This is a genomic window from Chryseobacterium ginsenosidimutans (genome assembly GCF_039536845.1).
Lineage (GTDB): Bacteria > Bacteroidota > Bacteroidia > Flavobacteriales > Weeksellaceae > Chryseobacterium > Chryseobacterium ginsenosidimutans_B.
On the sequence record NZ_BAAAZJ010000008.1, the window covers coordinates 1 to 16,421 of the forward strand.

At 36.6% G+C, this 16,421-nt stretch carries 12 protein-coding genes; all 12 read right to left on the minus strand.

Translation table 11 applies throughout. The features are described 5' to 3' along the window. Window positions 1–203: hypothetical protein (locus ABD745_RS08320; protein ID WP_344827983.1), on the minus strand; the 203-nt coding region annotated here is incomplete at its 3' end. 242 nt (window positions 204–445) lie between these two features. Further along, on the minus strand, window positions 446–2,704 hold the full coding sequence (locus ABD745_RS08325; protein ID WP_344827985.1) for a T9SS type B sorting domain-containing protein: 2,259 nt from the start codon (window positions 2,702–2,704) through the stop codon (window positions 446–448). A 182-nt stretch (window positions 2,705–2,886) separates the two neighbouring features. Next, the gene (locus ABD745_RS08330; RefSeq protein WP_344827988.1) at window positions 2,887–5,142 is read right to left on the minus strand and encodes a T9SS type B sorting domain-containing protein; all 2,256 of its coding nucleotides are present in this window, start codon (window positions 5,140–5,142) and stop codon (window positions 2,887–2,889) included. Between the two features lie 164 nt (window positions 5,143–5,306). After that, entirely contained in the window at window positions 5,307–5,783 is a 477-nt protein-coding gene (gene rnhA / locus ABD745_RS08335) for a ribonuclease HI (RefSeq protein ID WP_344827991.1), read from the minus strand. A gap of 32 nt (window positions 5,784–5,815) precedes the next feature. Beyond that, complete coding sequence (gene dnaB / locus ABD745_RS08340; protein ID WP_047401127.1) at window positions 5,816–7,405, minus strand: replicative DNA helicase; 1,590 nt, start codon at window positions 7,403–7,405, stop codon at window positions 5,816–5,818. Window positions 7,406–7,546: 141 nt separating this feature from the next. Continuing rightward, a complete protein-coding gene (locus tag ABD745_RS08345; protein WP_344827995.1) occupies window positions 7,547–9,664 on the minus strand; it encodes a T9SS type B sorting domain-containing protein in 2,118 nt (705 codons plus the stop codon). Window positions 9,665–9,749: 85 nt separating this feature from the next. Beyond that, complete coding sequence (locus tag ABD745_RS08350) at window positions 9,750–11,837, minus strand: T9SS type B sorting domain-containing protein (RefSeq protein ID WP_344827998.1); 2,088 nt, start codon at window positions 11,835–11,837, stop codon at window positions 9,750–9,752. 34 nt (window positions 11,838–11,871) lie between these two features. After that, a complete protein-coding gene (locus tag ABD745_RS08355; RefSeq protein WP_344828000.1) occupies window positions 11,872–12,486 on the minus strand; it encodes a tetratricopeptide repeat protein in 615 nt (204 codons plus the stop codon). 90 nt (window positions 12,487–12,576) lie between these two features. After that, window positions 12,577–13,812 carry an MFS transporter gene (locus ABD745_RS08360; protein ID WP_344828003.1) on the minus strand — a complete coding sequence of 412 codons (1,236 nt, stop codon included), beginning with the start codon at window positions 13,810–13,812 and terminating at the stop codon, window positions 12,577–12,579. A gap of 93 nt (window positions 13,813–13,905) precedes the next feature. After that, window positions 13,906–14,271, minus strand: a complete 366-nt coding sequence (locus tag ABD745_RS08365; protein ID WP_047401137.1) for a hypothetical protein — start codon at window positions 14,269–14,271, stop codon at window positions 13,906–13,908. A gap of 69 nt (window positions 14,272–14,340) precedes the next feature. Continuing rightward, window positions 14,341–15,840, minus strand: coding sequence for a GH3 auxin-responsive promoter family protein (locus ABD745_RS08370; RefSeq protein WP_344828010.1), 1,500 nt, complete (start codon window positions 15,838–15,840; stop codon window positions 14,341–14,343). 130 nt (window positions 15,841–15,970) lie between these two features. After that, window positions 15,971–16,246 (minus strand): hypothetical protein, encoded by a 276-nt coding sequence (locus ABD745_RS08375; RefSeq protein ID WP_047401139.1) that lies wholly within the window; start codon window positions 16,244–16,246, stop codon window positions 15,971–15,973. Window positions 16,247–16,421 lie beyond the last annotated feature (175 nt).

Sequence of the window (16,421 nt, forward strand, 5' to 3'; positions counted from 1 at the left end):
TTCAGACGAATCGATCCGGAATTATCGTTAACATCCGGAGTAAGCTGAATGAAATCTCCACCTGTTCCCACCACTGTGGGAGCAACCATAGTCCACCCGGTAGTGTTTACAGGAACTCCTGTAAGCTGATAGGTTTGTGAGCAAAGTCTGGTCGAAAGAGAGAGTAAAATAATGAAAAACAGAAAGGGGTAGTTTTTTTTCATAGGTGAAAGTTTATTAGTTTAAGAGTATGTAAATATAATTAATTTATGTTGTTTTATGTAATGTTATTTACGTGATTTAATTGTTGATTTACTAATTATGGTTTGGATGTTTATAAAAATGTTTAATGAAGTGGTATCCGGACAAATTGTTGATTTTAAACCATAAATTATTTCTCTTAATTAAATAAAAAAGATCACTCCAAAAACTTGAAGTGATCTTTCTTTATAAAGAATGGTTATTATTAATCTCTGTTTTTCACAAGAATCCAACCGGAATATTTAATTGGTGTGTTTTTCTTGTCATTTTCATTCCATGAAACAGAATACCAGTAACTTCCTGTAGGAACTTTTCGTCCGCCTACTGTTCCGTCCCATTTGTATCTGGCTGATTTGTCTGCCTGATGAATTTTTGCGCCATATCTGTCGAATATATTAAATACAAGATTTTGCTTGCCTGCAAGAGCTGAATAATCAATAGCATCATTAATTCCGTCACCATTTGGCGTAATTACGTTAATTAAGTTCGGAACTACTATTGTAATGTCGATCGGGTCGCAATCGTAAGCATCTTTTACGAAAATGTGGTTGTCACCTCTCGGAACATTCGTGAATACATTAGAATCCTGCCATTGGATTCCATCCATTGAATATTTATAAGGTGAAGTTCCTCCATTTACATACACTGTAACAGTTGTGCTTGAAATATCAACAGTTGTAATAACAGGCTGTTCAGAAGGGTAAACTTTTACAGTTTGTCTTACAGTACAATCTCCTGTTTTAAGATCTACCCAATAGGTTCCAACTGTTACATTACTAATTGTTTGAGTTGTTGCTCCTGTGCTCCATTTGTAAGCTGTAAATCCGGGACCTGCATCCAAAGTTGTAGTGTCTTCCATACAGATTATTTTGTCTTCCAGAATATTTGAAAATACTGGTGGAATTACAATCAAATTCACTTTAGCAATGGCGTAACATCCATTTCCATTAATCACTTTAATAAATATAACTCCATTTGGAGATGTGTAAGTAATGGGTGTCAGAATTTCATTAGTCCCATTTTGCGCATCGGCTAAAGAAGGATAATATTGTTTAGTTCCTGCCTGCGTTGTTACTGTAGCTGTCGTAAGATTGAACAGTCCTGTTGAGGGTTTTGTTTCAATCGAACAAGATCTTAAAGTAGCTTCCTGTACTTCGACAACCGGAAATAAAGACAATGTAATTTGCGCGACATCTGTACAGCCTAACGGAGTTGTGACCTGAGCAAAAATTGTTGCTGCCGGAGAAAGATAAGCAGAAGGATTTGTAATCGGATTAATATGATTATTAAGATCAAACATTGTATTATAGAATACCGATGTGCTACCTGGAACTGAAGATAATGCTGCTGCAGTAAGATCAAATATCGCTCCTCCTGCATTGTTGTTATTACAGCCGGTTAGGGTGACATCGTTTGCTGCAAAAGGAGTGGGCGTCAATACAATTTTTCCGTCTCCGTTGTCACAAAGTGTAGATGACGGGTCTTTTACAATCACTGTAACATTAGTAGTCCCGGTTGAATATTGATAATTTGTAGGGTTTGTAATCGGAGTTCCTCCAGGTCCTAAATATGTAAAAACGTAGTTCGCCGGATTTGTTACAAACTGGTTTTGGAAAGATGTTAAATCTACTGTTCCGTTTCCTGTAGCAGGATTTACGCAGACAAAAGGAGTAACTGTGTTTGTTAAAATTGGAACTTTATCAATATAAATTTTAGCATTTTTAATAGAGTGTCTTGCGCTTGCTCCACCTGTTGCGGCAGAGAATCCGAAATATCCGGTAGTCATCCCGACTGCGCCTCCGGAAGCGGTAAATGCTTGATCTACAAGTAGTACTCCGTCCAATTGAATTTTAATATGCCATATATTTGTATTAACAGGATCCATCTCACCGTTTACGATTACATGCTTGTAATTTGCTCCTACGAATGGCTGTGTTGGATTCAGATCGGCAGTGTGGAAAGTACTTCCTGCCGTAGTATTGTATTCAATATTGTTATTTCCTACAGGTAAATTGTTTGTTCCGTATAAAACATGGATTTTACTCATCTGCCCTTCAGTACTGTTGTTGAAGATATCGAAACCGACCATCAATCCATTGGCACCTGAAGGAATTCCGAGACCCCCACCGCCGGTAAATCCTGTCGGCGGATTGCTTAAATACCAGAATGTGAAACCGTCACCTCTTCCATATTGTGTAGTTCCGTTTCCGTCGATTCTGAAATCGAATTCCACTTTCCATTTGTCACAATATTTAAGATTAATCGGTGTTGCTAATTTTACAACCCCGAATTGGCTTCCGACATCTTGGGTAAGTTGTATAAAATCTCCACTTACAGAGGCATTGGAGACAAGATCCCATCCTGTGGTGTTTACAGGAGTTCCTGTAAGCTGGTAGGTTTGTCCAGAGAGTTTTCCTGTAAGAAAAATGAAAATGATAGAGAAATAAAGGAGTAATTTTTTCATTTAAACGAGCTGGTTAAGTTTATTAATATTTTGATTTTTAATTTTTGTTTATAACTGAATGCTACTTTGTCTATAAATCAAAAATTGGATGCAATAAATTTTCTTTGGGTAATCGATTGAATCCTTTTATAAAAGAAATAAAAAAAGACCACTCCTTAATAGAAGTGATCTTTTTGTGTAAATTATTCGAAATTTTTCACCAATACCCAGCCGTTGTAAGTTGTCTGAGTGTTGTTTTTGTCGTTTTCATTCCATGTGATGGTGTACCAGTAAGTTCCTGTCACTACTTTTTTGCCTCCTGCTGTTCCGTCCCATTTGTAATTTCTTAGCTTGTTGGCTTCGTACAATTTGTTTCCATATCTGTCATAGATTGTGAAAACCAGATTTTTCTTGTACGCCAAAGCTGTATAGTCGATCACATCATTCACATTATCTCCGTTTGGAGTAATTGCGTTGATAAGATTAGGAACTGTGATCTGTACATGAACTGGTGTACAGTTATAAGAATCTTTTACATACACCACAACTTCTCCTCTTGCAAGTCCCGTGAAAACATTCGAATCTTGCCAATTTACTCCATCTAAAGAGTATTGGAAAGGAGCTTTTCCTCCGGCTACGTTTACTGTAATTGTGTTATTTGTGATATCAATACTTGAAATTACAGGTTGAGGTGCAGCATTTACTTTTACAAGCTGCATTGTTGTACATCTTCCGGATTTCAATTGTACCCAGTAAAGGCCAGGAGAAATATTCTGAATCGACTGCGTTGTAGCTCCTGTGCTCCATAGATAGGTGTCAAATCCCGGTCCTGCATCAAGAGTAGTTTTGGCATCGATACAGATCGTTTTATCTTTTAAAACAGAAGAATAAATCGGCGGTAAAACTTTCAGATTTATTTTAACAATGATAAAACAAGTGGCAACATTTGTTATTCTTACATAAACAGTTGATGATGTTGTAATATAAGCAGTCGGATTTCCAATCGGATTAGTTCCTGCTAAAGCATCAGCCAGAGTTTTATAGTATATTTTGGTGATACCCGGTGCTGAGGTTACATTGGCCTGCGTCAAGTCAAATGAAGCTGTTGTAGGAGCACTTTCTATAAAGCAAGACTCTATTGTTGCGTCATTCGACACGATTGCAGGGAAGAATGTTAATGTAATCGGGGCAGAACCCTGACATCCAAGTGGAGTGGTTATTTTTACATATACCGTTGTCGGTGCTGAAATGTAAGTCGCAAAATTAACAATCTCATTAGTTCCTGCATTAAGGTCTGCTAAAGTTTTATAATACTTTTTCACAGAACCCGGCGGTTCGCCTACATTAGCAAGACTCAGGTTGAAAGTTGCTATTCCTGCATTATTATTATTGCATTCTGTAAGCGTTGCGGGAGTTGCAGTAAACGGGGAAAGATTCAATTGTATTTTTCCATCCGGGTTATCACAGAGAACACCTGCATTATCTTTAATTAAAACAGAAACTGTCGTGTTTGCACTAAACTGATAGCTGGTAGGATTCGCAATCGGAGTTCCGGCAACACTGTACGAGAATGTATAGTTTGCAGGAGTCGTTACGAATTGGTTCTGATAACTTGTTAAGTTTACTGTTCCTTGTCCTGTATTAGGATTCGGGCAGAAAGTATCTGTTACGGTAGTTTGATTTAAGGCAACTTTATCTATATAAACTTTTACATTTTTAATAGAATGTCTTGATCTGTTTCCTCCCGTAGAAGCTGAAAAGCCAAAATATCCCACAGTCATTCCGGCTGCAGCACCAGATGGTGCAAAAGCCTGATTACAGATTTGATTACCATCAATTGTAATTTTTATCATCCAGTTTTGAGTACCTGGAACGACTTGTGATGTAACTTCAACGTGTTTGTAAGTTGTTCCCTGAAAAGGAAGGGTTGTATTCATATCCGGTGAGTGGAAAGAACTCCCTGCAGTATTGAAAAACTCTACATTGTTGGTATCGGTTGTATTGGCAATTTGCCCATAACCGACATGTACTTTGCTCATTACGGCTGTAGTCGTATTGTTGTAAGTGTCAAATCCTACAACGAGACCGATTGCATTCTGAGAAACACCAAGACCTGAACCTAATACACTTGCTACCGGTGGATTTTGAAGATACCAAAAGGCAATACCGTCTCCGTTGGCAGTTTGGTTGGAATCCATTCTGAAATCGAATTCCACCTTCCATTTATCACAGTATTTTAAGTTAATCGGGTCATTTAATCTGATGGATCCGGATTGGTTGTTGGTGTCCGGAGTTAGCTGAATGAAGTCTCCACCAGCTCCTACTATGGTGGGAGAAACCATTGTCCATCCTGTGGTAGTTATTGGGGTTCCTGTAAGTTGGTAAGTTTGAGAAGTAAGATGTTGTGAAAAAAACAGCAAAATACCTACAAACCAAAAAAGGTAGTTTTTTTTATTCATTTATTGGTACACTTAAAATTAGACGTGTCAAAGATATTAAATCCCAATCAATAAATGCGTATTCAATGTTAATTTTGCTAAAATTGCTAGTTATTTTGTAATAAATGATAAGCTAAAAGATGAAATACTGAAAACTTTTAATCTGAATTTAGTTCAAATATAAATTAAAAAAGAGAATTGTTTTCAAGATTTTCGAAATAAGTATCTATTTCTAAACTGTCTGATGCAGCGGCAGTTACGGCTAGTTTGTCACAGAGCTCATTCTCAAAATGTCCTGCGTGGCCCTTGATCCAGTGCATTTTAGGTTTGTGTAAATTGTATAATACCACGAATTTTTGCCAAAGATCAGGATTCTTCACATTTTTCCAACCTCTTTTGATCCAGCCGGCAAGCCAGTTTTGGTTAATAGCATCCGCAACATATTTGCTGTCAGTATAAATATGAATGTCGTTATCGGGAGATTTCAGTTTTTCCAATGCAGTGATGACGGCCAGAAGTTCCATTCTGTTGTTGGTGGTTTTTCTGAAACCTTTGGAGAAAGTTTTCTGGTAGCTTTTTTCAGGAACACGCATGAGAATTCCGTATCCGCCTTTTCCGGGATTTCCGCTGCAAGCGCCGTCGGTGTATATTTCTATTTTCAAATTTCTATTTAAAATTAAATTTTAACCTTAAATTAAAAAGGAAAATCATCCTCATCATCAAAATCATTCATGGAAGATCCTGAAAGTTTCGAGCTGTCTGGAAGATCAAATGCTGCACCCGGTTGAATGGTAGTTTTAATTTTATCAAAACCACTTTGCTCAGGTTTTCCGAAATTGGAAGGATATCCATCCATTCCTCCGTTTAATGCAGCTTCAATATCTGCGAATTTTGCAAAATGTTTTAAGAAAGATAATCTCACATCGGCAGTTGCACCGTTTCTGTGTTTGGCAATAATTAATTCTGCTTGGTTTTCCGTTGTAGTTTCCTGTCCTTCTTCATCGTTATCCCAAACTGTAATTTTATAATATTCCGGTCTGAAGATGAAAGATACGATATCCGCATCCTGCTCAATTGCTCCGGATTCCCTCAAGTCAGAAAGCTGAGGTCTTTTTCCTGGACGGGTTTCCACACTACGCGAAAGCTGGGAAAGTGCAATTACCGGAACATTCAGTTCTTTTGCTATTGCTTTTAATGAACGGGAAATCATGGAAATTTCCTGTTCACGGTTTCCACCTCCTTTTCCGCCACCACCGGCTGTCATTAATTGGAGATAATCGACCATGATTAGTCTTACGCCATGCTGCATTACCAGTCTTCGGCATTTTGCACGGAAGTCGAAAATAGAAAGGGAAGGGGTTTCGTCAATATATAAAGGAGCATTTTCCAATTCTGATACGTTGGAGAACAGTCTTTGCCATTCATCATCATCCAAAGTTCCTTTTCTTAATTTTTCTGATGAAATTCTTGTTTCAGAAGCAATCATCCTTGTGATCAGCTGTACCGAAGCCATCTCCAGAGAGAATAAAGCCATCGGAATTTTGTGACCCACTGCAATATTTCTTGCCATTGAAAGCAAAAATGCCGTTTTTCCCATCGCCGGACGTGCTGCAATAATGATAAGGTCAGAATTTTGCCATCCTCCGGTTTCTTTATCCACATCACGGAATCCTGAAGGTACTCCGGAAAGTCCTTCTTTATCTTTCAGAGATTTAATGGTTTCAATTGCCTGCTTTACTAATGAATTTGCGGTATCGAATCCTTTTTTGATTGTTCCGTTTGTGATCTCAAAAAATGATTGTTCGGCTTTATCTAAAAGTTCGAAAACGTCTGTTGATTCTTTATAGGAAGCATCAATTACATTGGCAGAAACATTGATTAAACTTCTTAAAATATATTTTTCTAAAATAACACGAACATGATATTCAATATGAGCAGATGAACTTACTCCCATTGTTAAATCAATAATATAATGATCTCCACCTGCCTGATTAAGTTTATCTTCCTTTTTCAGAGCCTGAATAATGGTCATTAAATCGACAGGCTGGTTGCCTTCGTATAATTTTAAAATAGCAGTAAAAATTACCTGATGTCTCGGATCGTAGAAAACTTCAGGCGTTAATAAATCGATGGAATGATCGAGACCTTTTTTATCAATTAAGAATGTACCAATAACCAGTCTCTCAAAATCAAGTGCATTTGGAGGCATTTTTCCATCAGCAATAGAGAGCTCTTTCGCAAAGTTTCCGTTCGTCAAAGAAGATAATGTTTCTTTCTGCGCCATAATGATGCAAAGATAGTTTATTTGAAAAAAAAATTACTAACATTTTACTCCCAAAACTCATAAAGCTCTTTATACAGGCATAAAAAAATCACCTCAAATTTTGAGGTGATTTTAAGTATTTGATAATTAATAGTTTTTTAATTATTCTATATTTTTTACCAATATCCAACCGCTGTATTTTGTCTGGGTATTGTTTTTGTCATTTTCATTCCATGAGATGGTGTACCAGTAAGTTCCTGTTTTGATTTTCTTACCACCTGAGGTTCCGTCCCATGTGAAGTTTCTGATTTTATCAGCCTGATATAACATATTTCCGTATCTGTCGTAAACCGTAAATACAAGATTTTTCTTATAAGCCAATGCTGAATAATCAATAAAGTCATTTTTATTATCTCCGTTTGGTGTAATTGCATTCAGAAGATTTGGAACAGTTACCTGAACTTCAATAGGGTTACAGTCATAGGCATCTTTTACAAAAACTTTATTTTCTCCTCTCGGAAGACCGGTAAATACATTAGAATCTTGCCAAGTAATTCCGTCTAAAGAATATTTGTAAGGTGCTTTTCCTCCATTTACAGTTACCGTGAAAGAATCATTAGTGATTTCAATGTTAGTAATTACCGGTTGTGCAGACGCGTTAACGTGTACCTCCTGTAAAGTAAAACATTTTCCGGTTTTAAGCTTCACCCAGTAAATACCTGCTCCTACATTTGAGATAGATTGAGTTGTTGCTCCTGTGCTCCATTCGTAACCGTCAAATCCTGGTCCTGCGTCTAAAACCGTCGTGTCTTCCATACAGATGATTTTATCTTTCAGAACATTAGATTTTACCGGAGGCAAAACTTTCAAGTTAATTTTTGCAATGGCAAAACAACCATTTTCACTGGTTACTCTTGCATAAACAGTACCCGTTGCTGAAATATAGGTATTTGCAGGTGAAATCTCATTGACTGCTGCTAAAGCATCAGCCTGAGTTTTGTAATATTTTTTAGTCATTCCGCCTTGAGAATTCACTGTCGCAGTTGTAAGGTCGAATGAAGCTGTTGTTATTGCAGTTTCAATATAACAAGATTCAAGAGTAGCTTCTGTTACTACAACAACAGGGAAGAATGTTAAAGTAATTTCAGCATCATCAGAACATCCGTCTGAGGTTGTTACTCTTACATATACTTTTTTCTCACCGGATACATAAGCTGAAGGATTGGTAATCTCGTTGGTTCCAGCCAGCAAATCTGCCATTGTAGGATAATATTTTTTGGTAATATTAGTTCCTAAGTAGACGGCTGCCGATGTAAGATTGAATGTCGCAGTTCCTGCCCCATTGTTGTTACAAGCAGTAAGAGTTGCGTCCGATGCGGTGATATTTCCTGTTTTAAATTTGAATTTTCCAACCTGGAAACAGCCATTAATAGGGTTGGTTGGGTTGGCAGGATCTGTATATTTTAATCGATAATAATAAATAGTTGTTCCATTAACCATTATCGGAGTTGTAATAGGAGCATTTCCTGTAATGGCATCATTACTCGTTAAATGATATGATACTGTAAAATTTGGATTACCATTAATAATTCCGGTAGATAACGTACTGAAATCAAACATTGTTGGTAAAGAACACTTTAAAATTTCATTTGGATCGGCAGGGTTTGCTGCAGGTGATCCGGGAGGAATGAATGGATGAGGTGTCAATGTCGGGTCAGTAAATGCTGATGTTAAAGATGCGGTTCCTCCCCATGTTAAAGAAAAACCTAATGTATTATGGCTATAGTTGTCTACTAATAAAACATAAGTTTCACCGGCTGTTACATTCATAGGAGCATTATAACCTGCATTGGGAGCATTTGGCGGGTTGGCTGATAATCCTGTAGGATTTGGCCACGTCCCTGTCATCCCAGCAAAATTACATGTAACAGGTGTTCCTAAATTTCCACAAGTAGGACTCGGTCCCCAAACCGCCCAGTCATAATCTGCAGAGTTTCCTGGACTTGTTGAAGGTAAGCTAAGATTAACATTTGGAGTAATTTCAAAAGTTAATGTACCTGAAGTTGCTACAGTGAAAGTGTACCAAACGGAGTAATGTTCTCCTCCTTTAAGACAAAGCCAATCCGGAGCCGGATAAGGGATGTCTACTACTGTTCCGGGACCTGTCGGGTCATATGAAATGTTTGAGTTTCCACATACGGGGATTGCCGTAGCACAATCAGACTGTGAAAAAAACATTTGCGACAGAAATAAAACAGTCAATAGTAATAATTTCTTCATTAGAAATGATTTTAAAAATATATTAGACTTTATTATGTGAAAAAAACCGCTTTTTTCGAGCGGTTTTTCTTTAAATATTTGGTGTTTATTCTCTATTTTTTACCATTACCCATCCTGAGAATTTGAATGGTGTATTTTTCTTATCGTTTTCGTTCCATTCTACAGAATACCAGTATGTTCCGGTAGGCACTTTTTTACCACCTGTAGTTCCGTCCCATTTGAATCCGCTGAATTTGTCAGCCTGACCAACTTTTACTCCGTATCTGTCGAAAATACTTAATACCAGGTTTTGTTTGCCTGCCAATGCCGAATAGTCGATTATATCGTTCACGCCATCTCCGTTTGGAGTGATTACGTTAACCAAATTAGGAACTACTACCGTCACCGTAAGAGGATCGCAATCATAATCATCTTTTACATAGACAGTATTGTCACCTCTTGGTATGTTTGTGAAAACATTAGAATCCTGCCAGTTGATACCGTCAATTGAGAACTTATAAGGAGGAGTTCCTCCAACAACATTTACAGTAACTGTATTGTTTGCAATGTCAATGCTGGAAATAACAGGTTGCTCAGAAGGATAAACTTTTACAGTTTGTCTTGTTGTACAATTTCCTGTTTTAAGATCTACCCAATAAGTTCCAACTGTTACATTGCTAATTGTTTGGGTTGTTGCCCCTGTGCTCCACTTATAAGCTGTAAATCCGGGACCTGCATCTAATGTTGTAGTGTCTTCCATACAGATAATCTTATCTTCCAATATATTAGAGTATACTGGTGGCAGAACAATAAGATTTACTTTTGCAACTCCGTAACACCCGTTTCCATTAGTTACTTTAATGAAAACCACTCCGTTTGGAGAGATGTAAGTAGTTGGATTTAATATTTCATTAGTTCCTGCAACAGCATCAGTCATAGAAGGATAATAAGTCTTAGTTCCTGTCTGTGTCGTTACTGTAGCTAAGGTGAGATCGAATGAAGCTGTAGCCGGATTTGTCTCAATGAAACAAGATCTTAATGTAGCCTCTGTTACCACTACTACAGGAAAGAAGCTTAAAGTAATTTCTGCTACGTCTGTACATCCGTATGGCGAAGTTACCAAAACAAAAACAGAACCACCGGCAGAAACATATTGATAAGGATTCGTGATCTCATTGGTACCAGCATTAAGATCAGCCATCGTTGGATAATACTTCTTAGTTACCGTAGGATCTGCAATTACATTAGCGGTAGTCAGATTAAATATGGCAGTACCCATATTATTGTTATTACACATCGTTAGAGTTACATCACTAGCTGTAATAGCACGCTGAACAAACTTAAAATTACCCGGAATTCTACACCTGTTAATAGCACCAGCTGGAGCGCCCGGAACAGAGTAAGTAATTGCGTAATAATATGTACTTGTTGTATTGACCGTTATTGGAGATGTTATTGGGTTGTTACCTGTAATCGCATCATTTGAAGTAGTATAATAAGATACTACAAAGTTCGGGTTGTTATTTATAATTCCTGCAGATAAAGTTGTGAAATCAAAAACAGCCGGATTTGAACATACAATAACCTCTCTGGGAGAACTTGGTGTTGGTCCGGGATTTCCTGGCTCCATAAAAGGATAGGGTTGGAAAGCACTGTTAAATGGAGATACTAAAGTAGCAGTCCCTCCCCATGATAACACGAAACCACTTGCAACAGAAGTGAAATTATCAACAATAAGATAATAGGTCTGTCCGGCTACAACATCCATATAAGAACAGAATGGAGAACCTCCTGCGCCCTGTGAAGTAGCGGGTGATGTCATGTTTAGTCCTGTATTACCTGATGTAGCTGAATAATTACATCTAATGGGTGTTCCTAAAGTTGCGCAACTAACATTGGGGCCATAAACAGCCCAGTCATAGTCATTTGTAGGGTTATTAGGGCTGATATTAAAAGTTAATGTACCAGAGGTAGCGATAGAAAATGTGTACCATACAGAATAATGTTCGTTGCCAAGACAGCCTCCCAAAGCTTCCTGAGTACATCCGTATCCCTGTGGCGTAAAAGAAATTGGAGTGCTTCCGCAAACTTGAGTTACATTTAGTCCACAATCAGATGGTGATGGGCAAGTAGAAGATTGAGCGAAAATCATCTGCGAAATGAGAATCAAAAAAATATATAGAGTTTTTTTCATTTTAAATCGATTTTTAGATGTTTTAATCCTAAAATTATTTACTAGATTGAATTAATTGTCTGCCCCAATTTAGAGTAGAGCCGTTCGAAGAATTGTTATTCTCAAACCCGGATAATGCCTGCTGAAATAACTTCACAGCATTTTCTTTATTTCCGGATCTTTCCTGCATTTTAGCTTTTAAAATCGCTAATCTCGGATTGCTCGGTGAAGTTGCTTCAGCTTTTGCAATCAATTTTAAAACAAATTCCAGATCTATTTGAACATCTTTAGATTTATCTACCTCGATTTTCTGAAGATATATCAGTCCTAACAAAATATTAGTTTCAGCATTATTTTGCTGAGAATATGCTGCATTTGCGAATTTTCGTGCAACAGCATTAGATTCTGAAAGGTCCTGATGTACCGTTTTCTTTGATTGAGATTCTGTTTTTAAATACATTGAAACAGCAGCGTAATAATAAGCCTGCCATTTATCAGACGGCTTTGTTCCAGTGTACGCAGAAAACTTTTTGAAAACGTTGTCGTAATCATTATCTGTTTTAGCTGTATTTACTTGTGAGACAGACTGTTGGAAATCTTTTTCTGTAAGGTTTTGTGCATTGATGCAAAAACCTAATACGGAAAACCAAATTAGTAAAGTTTTTTTCATGTAGGGGAAATTTTATATCACAAATATAAAAAATTATTAATCTTAATTTAAAGTTTTTAAGATTAATTTAATAAAAACGTGTATATTGTTTTAATATTGCATTTTTCTTAATTTCGGATTTGTACTTCCAACAACCAGTGCAACAAGTACAGTCATCGTTCCGCCAAAGATGACGGATCGTACAACTCCGAGTAATTTTGCCGAGAGTCCGCTTTCAAATTGTCCCATTTCGTTACTCGACATAATGAAGATTGAGTTTACACTTAAAACCCGTCCTCTTATATGATCCGGAGTTTTCAGCTGAACAATCGTTCCTCTGATTACTACAGAAATCCCATCCAGCATTCCGCTTAATACAAGGAACATGAATGAAAGCCAGTACCAATTTGATAATCCGAAACCGATAATACAAAGACCAAATCCTGTGACCACGACAAGCAAAATCTTACCTTGATTCTTTTTCAACGGAATTATTGATAAAATTGTAATGATACACATCGATCCGATATCAGATGCGGCATTCAATAATCCGAAACCTTCTGCACCTACTTTCAGAATATCAGTTGCGTAAACCGGAATCATCGCAACCGCACCTCCGAAAAGGACAGCAAACATATCCAAACACAGCGCACCCAAAATTTCTTTTGTCTTAAAAATGTAGGAAATTCCTTCACGCATACTATCTATAACGTTAACATTCTCTTTTTTGTATTCAGAATATTGTTTTTTTAATTGGAAAAAGAATAAAGAGGCAACAAATATCAATGAAATAATTACAACCAAAGTCCATTTTACTCCAAAATAGCCGATCAGAAAGCCACCGATTGCATGTCCGCAAACGGATGAGATAAGAAATGTTGCCTGATTTAAAGTAACAGCATTCGGAAGATTATCTTTTTTTACGATTTTAGGGATCATTGACGGAACAATCGGTCCGATAAAAGCTCTCGCAATTCCTGTAAAGAAAATTACTCCGTAAATGAAGTAAGTAATCTGATGTCCCGTAAAATGCAATTCTACGTTAAGAAAAGCAGGGATTAGCAGTAATCCGATTAAAAAAATGTAAGCGTAATTGCAGATTAATAGTAATTTTTTCTTTTCGTTCATATCAATTACGTGACCGGCATACAAAGCACAGCTCACCGCCGGAATGACTTCCGAAAGCCCGATCAATCCGATTGAAAAAGGATCTTTTGTTAATTGATACACCCACCATCCCAATAAAGTAGCGAGCATCCTGAAAGCTAAAACGATAAAAAATCTTCCCGTAAGAAGGTTTCTGAATTCGACATTTTGCAATGTCTGTAACGGGGTAAAAGAAATCATCCGACAAAAATAGCCTCAAATATTGATTTAAGGCTATTCATATCATATTTTTTTGAATGATAAATTAAATGAAGACTAAAAGATAAAATCTATTTAGTTGTCAGCTCTTGTAGAGCTTAGAACCAATGCGGCAACACCTGCAGCACCAATTACAACAGCGCCTGCAGTAATTCTTGCTTTTCTTACATCTTTTACAGCAGCTACATTAGCTTTTGGTATTGTCACGACTGTACTGTCTTTTTTTCCGGCTGTACCGATTAGATTATCGCCATCAACATTACGGAATAACATTTTTTGTTTTTTTGAACCATCTTTCATCGTTACAGAATATATTTTTCCTGCTTCAAGATTAGAATAGTCATTTTTTGCAGTATCCTCTGTGTATTTTGTAGTTGCACAAGATGAAATTACAAATAACGACGTCAGTAAAGATGATTTTAGAAGTACAGATGCTTTCATTATTATTTTTTAGTTTTCCAAATTTATAATTTTTTTCGAATATACGTTTCCGGAATTGAAAAAATGTGTTTAAAGTTTATAAATTTCCAATAAATCTGCAACTTTTCTGTCATTACCAAGTCGTGGAGTTTTGTTTTGACCGCCTAATTTTCCCTGAGATTTGGCATATTCCTGGAAAGCGTTTTTCTTTAAATTGGCAATATGAAGTTTTTGCAGAATGTTTCCCGAAATCAGATCATCATAATAAGTATTGCGTTTTCTCAACTGATCATCAAGCTCATTTTTAAATGAATCTAAATTTTCAGGTTCTTTTTCAAATTCGATAAACCACTCATGGTAAGGAAGTCCTTCGCTCGGATTAACCTGTGGTGCTAAATGAAACTCAGTAATTTGTGCAGGATATTTTTCTAAAGTTGCTTTCATGGCTTCTTCCACTTCAAAAGCAATCACATGTTCGCCAAAAGCCGAGGTGAAATGCTTTGTTCTTCCGCTTACCATAATTCTGTGCGGGTTTTTATCAATAAACCTCACAACATCACCAATCGAATACGCCCAAAGTCCCGAATTTGTAGTTAAAATTAAAGCATAATCTTTATTAAGCTCAACCTCTTTTAAAGTTAGTCTTCTCGCTTCAGGTTTTCCATATTCTTCCAAAGGAATAAATTCATAGAAAATCCCATGATCGGTTAAAAGTAATAATCCTTCTTTTGTATAATCATCCTGAAACGCAAAAAAACCTTCCGAAGCAGGAAATGTTTGTACGATATCCACTTTTCCGCCCAATAATTCTTCCATTTTATCGCGGTAAGGTTCGTAATTCACACCGCCTGTAACAATCAATTGAAGATTTGGGAAAAGTTGCTTGATTTTTTTACCGTGTTTTTCAATTAGTTTTTCAAAATACATAATTAACCAAGGTGGAATTCCCGAAATTAAAGTCATGTTTTCCTTCTCGGTTTCCTCAACAATTTTATCAACTTTTGCTTCCCAATCTTCCATAATATTGGTTTCCCAACTCGGAAGTCTGTTTTTCTGTAAATATTTTGGAATATGGTGCGCAACAATTCCGGAAAGACGACCGGTTTTTATTCCGAAAACTTCTTCCAATTCGGGGCTTCCCTGCAAAAAGATCATTTTTCCTTTTACAAAATCGGCATTGTTTTTCTTAGCAATATAATGGAAAAGGGCACTCTGAGCTCCTTTGATCTGAAAAGGCATTCCTTCTTTAGAAATAGGAATATATTTTGAACCCGAAGTCGTTCCTGAAGTTTTTGCAAAATATTCCGGGGTTTCTGTCCAGAGAATATTCGCCTGACCTTTTTTTACTCTTTCTATATAAGGTTTCAGGTCTTCGTAATCGGCGATTTTTACTCTTTCCTGAAAATCTTTTGTAGATTTAATATTTTCAAAATCATGTTCTCTTCCAAAAAGAGTTTTTTGGGCTGTTTCAACAAGAGATAATAGCAAGTCTTCTTGATTTTTCTCTGCATTTTTCTTAAATTCTTCAGCTTTTTGAACATTTTTTTTTGCCCAAACCAACGCCGCATTTTTCTTTAGGAAGTTTAACATGCTTCAAATTTATAAATAACTAAAGAATCTGCTATCATTTTCATCAAATATGCACATAAAAAAAACCGATGAATGAGTGTACATCGGTTCTTCGAAATTTGATTATGAAAATAACAACTATATGTTGAGTTTATTTATTTGCTTTGTACCTTTTGTCTGGAGTACCGTCTTTTTTTAATTTTTTGTTTTCTTTATATCTTTTGTCAGGTGTTCCGTCCTTCTTCATTTTTGCAGCAGGAGCAGCTGTAGATGCTGGCTTTGCTGTTGTCGCAGTAGGAGCGGGTTTTGCAGCTTTTACTGTTTTTGCAGTTGGATGAGGGGCAGCTGTAGTTGCCGGAGCGGTTTGTTGAGCTGTTGCAAGTCCTAGTCCTAATACTATTGACATTGCTGATAATAATTTTTTCATAAAAAGATGATTTTGTTTGTTTTCTTGAGTCAAAGTTATACAAAAATCAGACTGAAAACCTCACTTTTAGAAACTTAACTAAAGTTTATCACAGCTTAAAAAAAGATTAAATGTATTTATAAATAATATGGAAATAAAAAATCTGCTTTCCCAAAATGAGAAAACAGATCCTAAC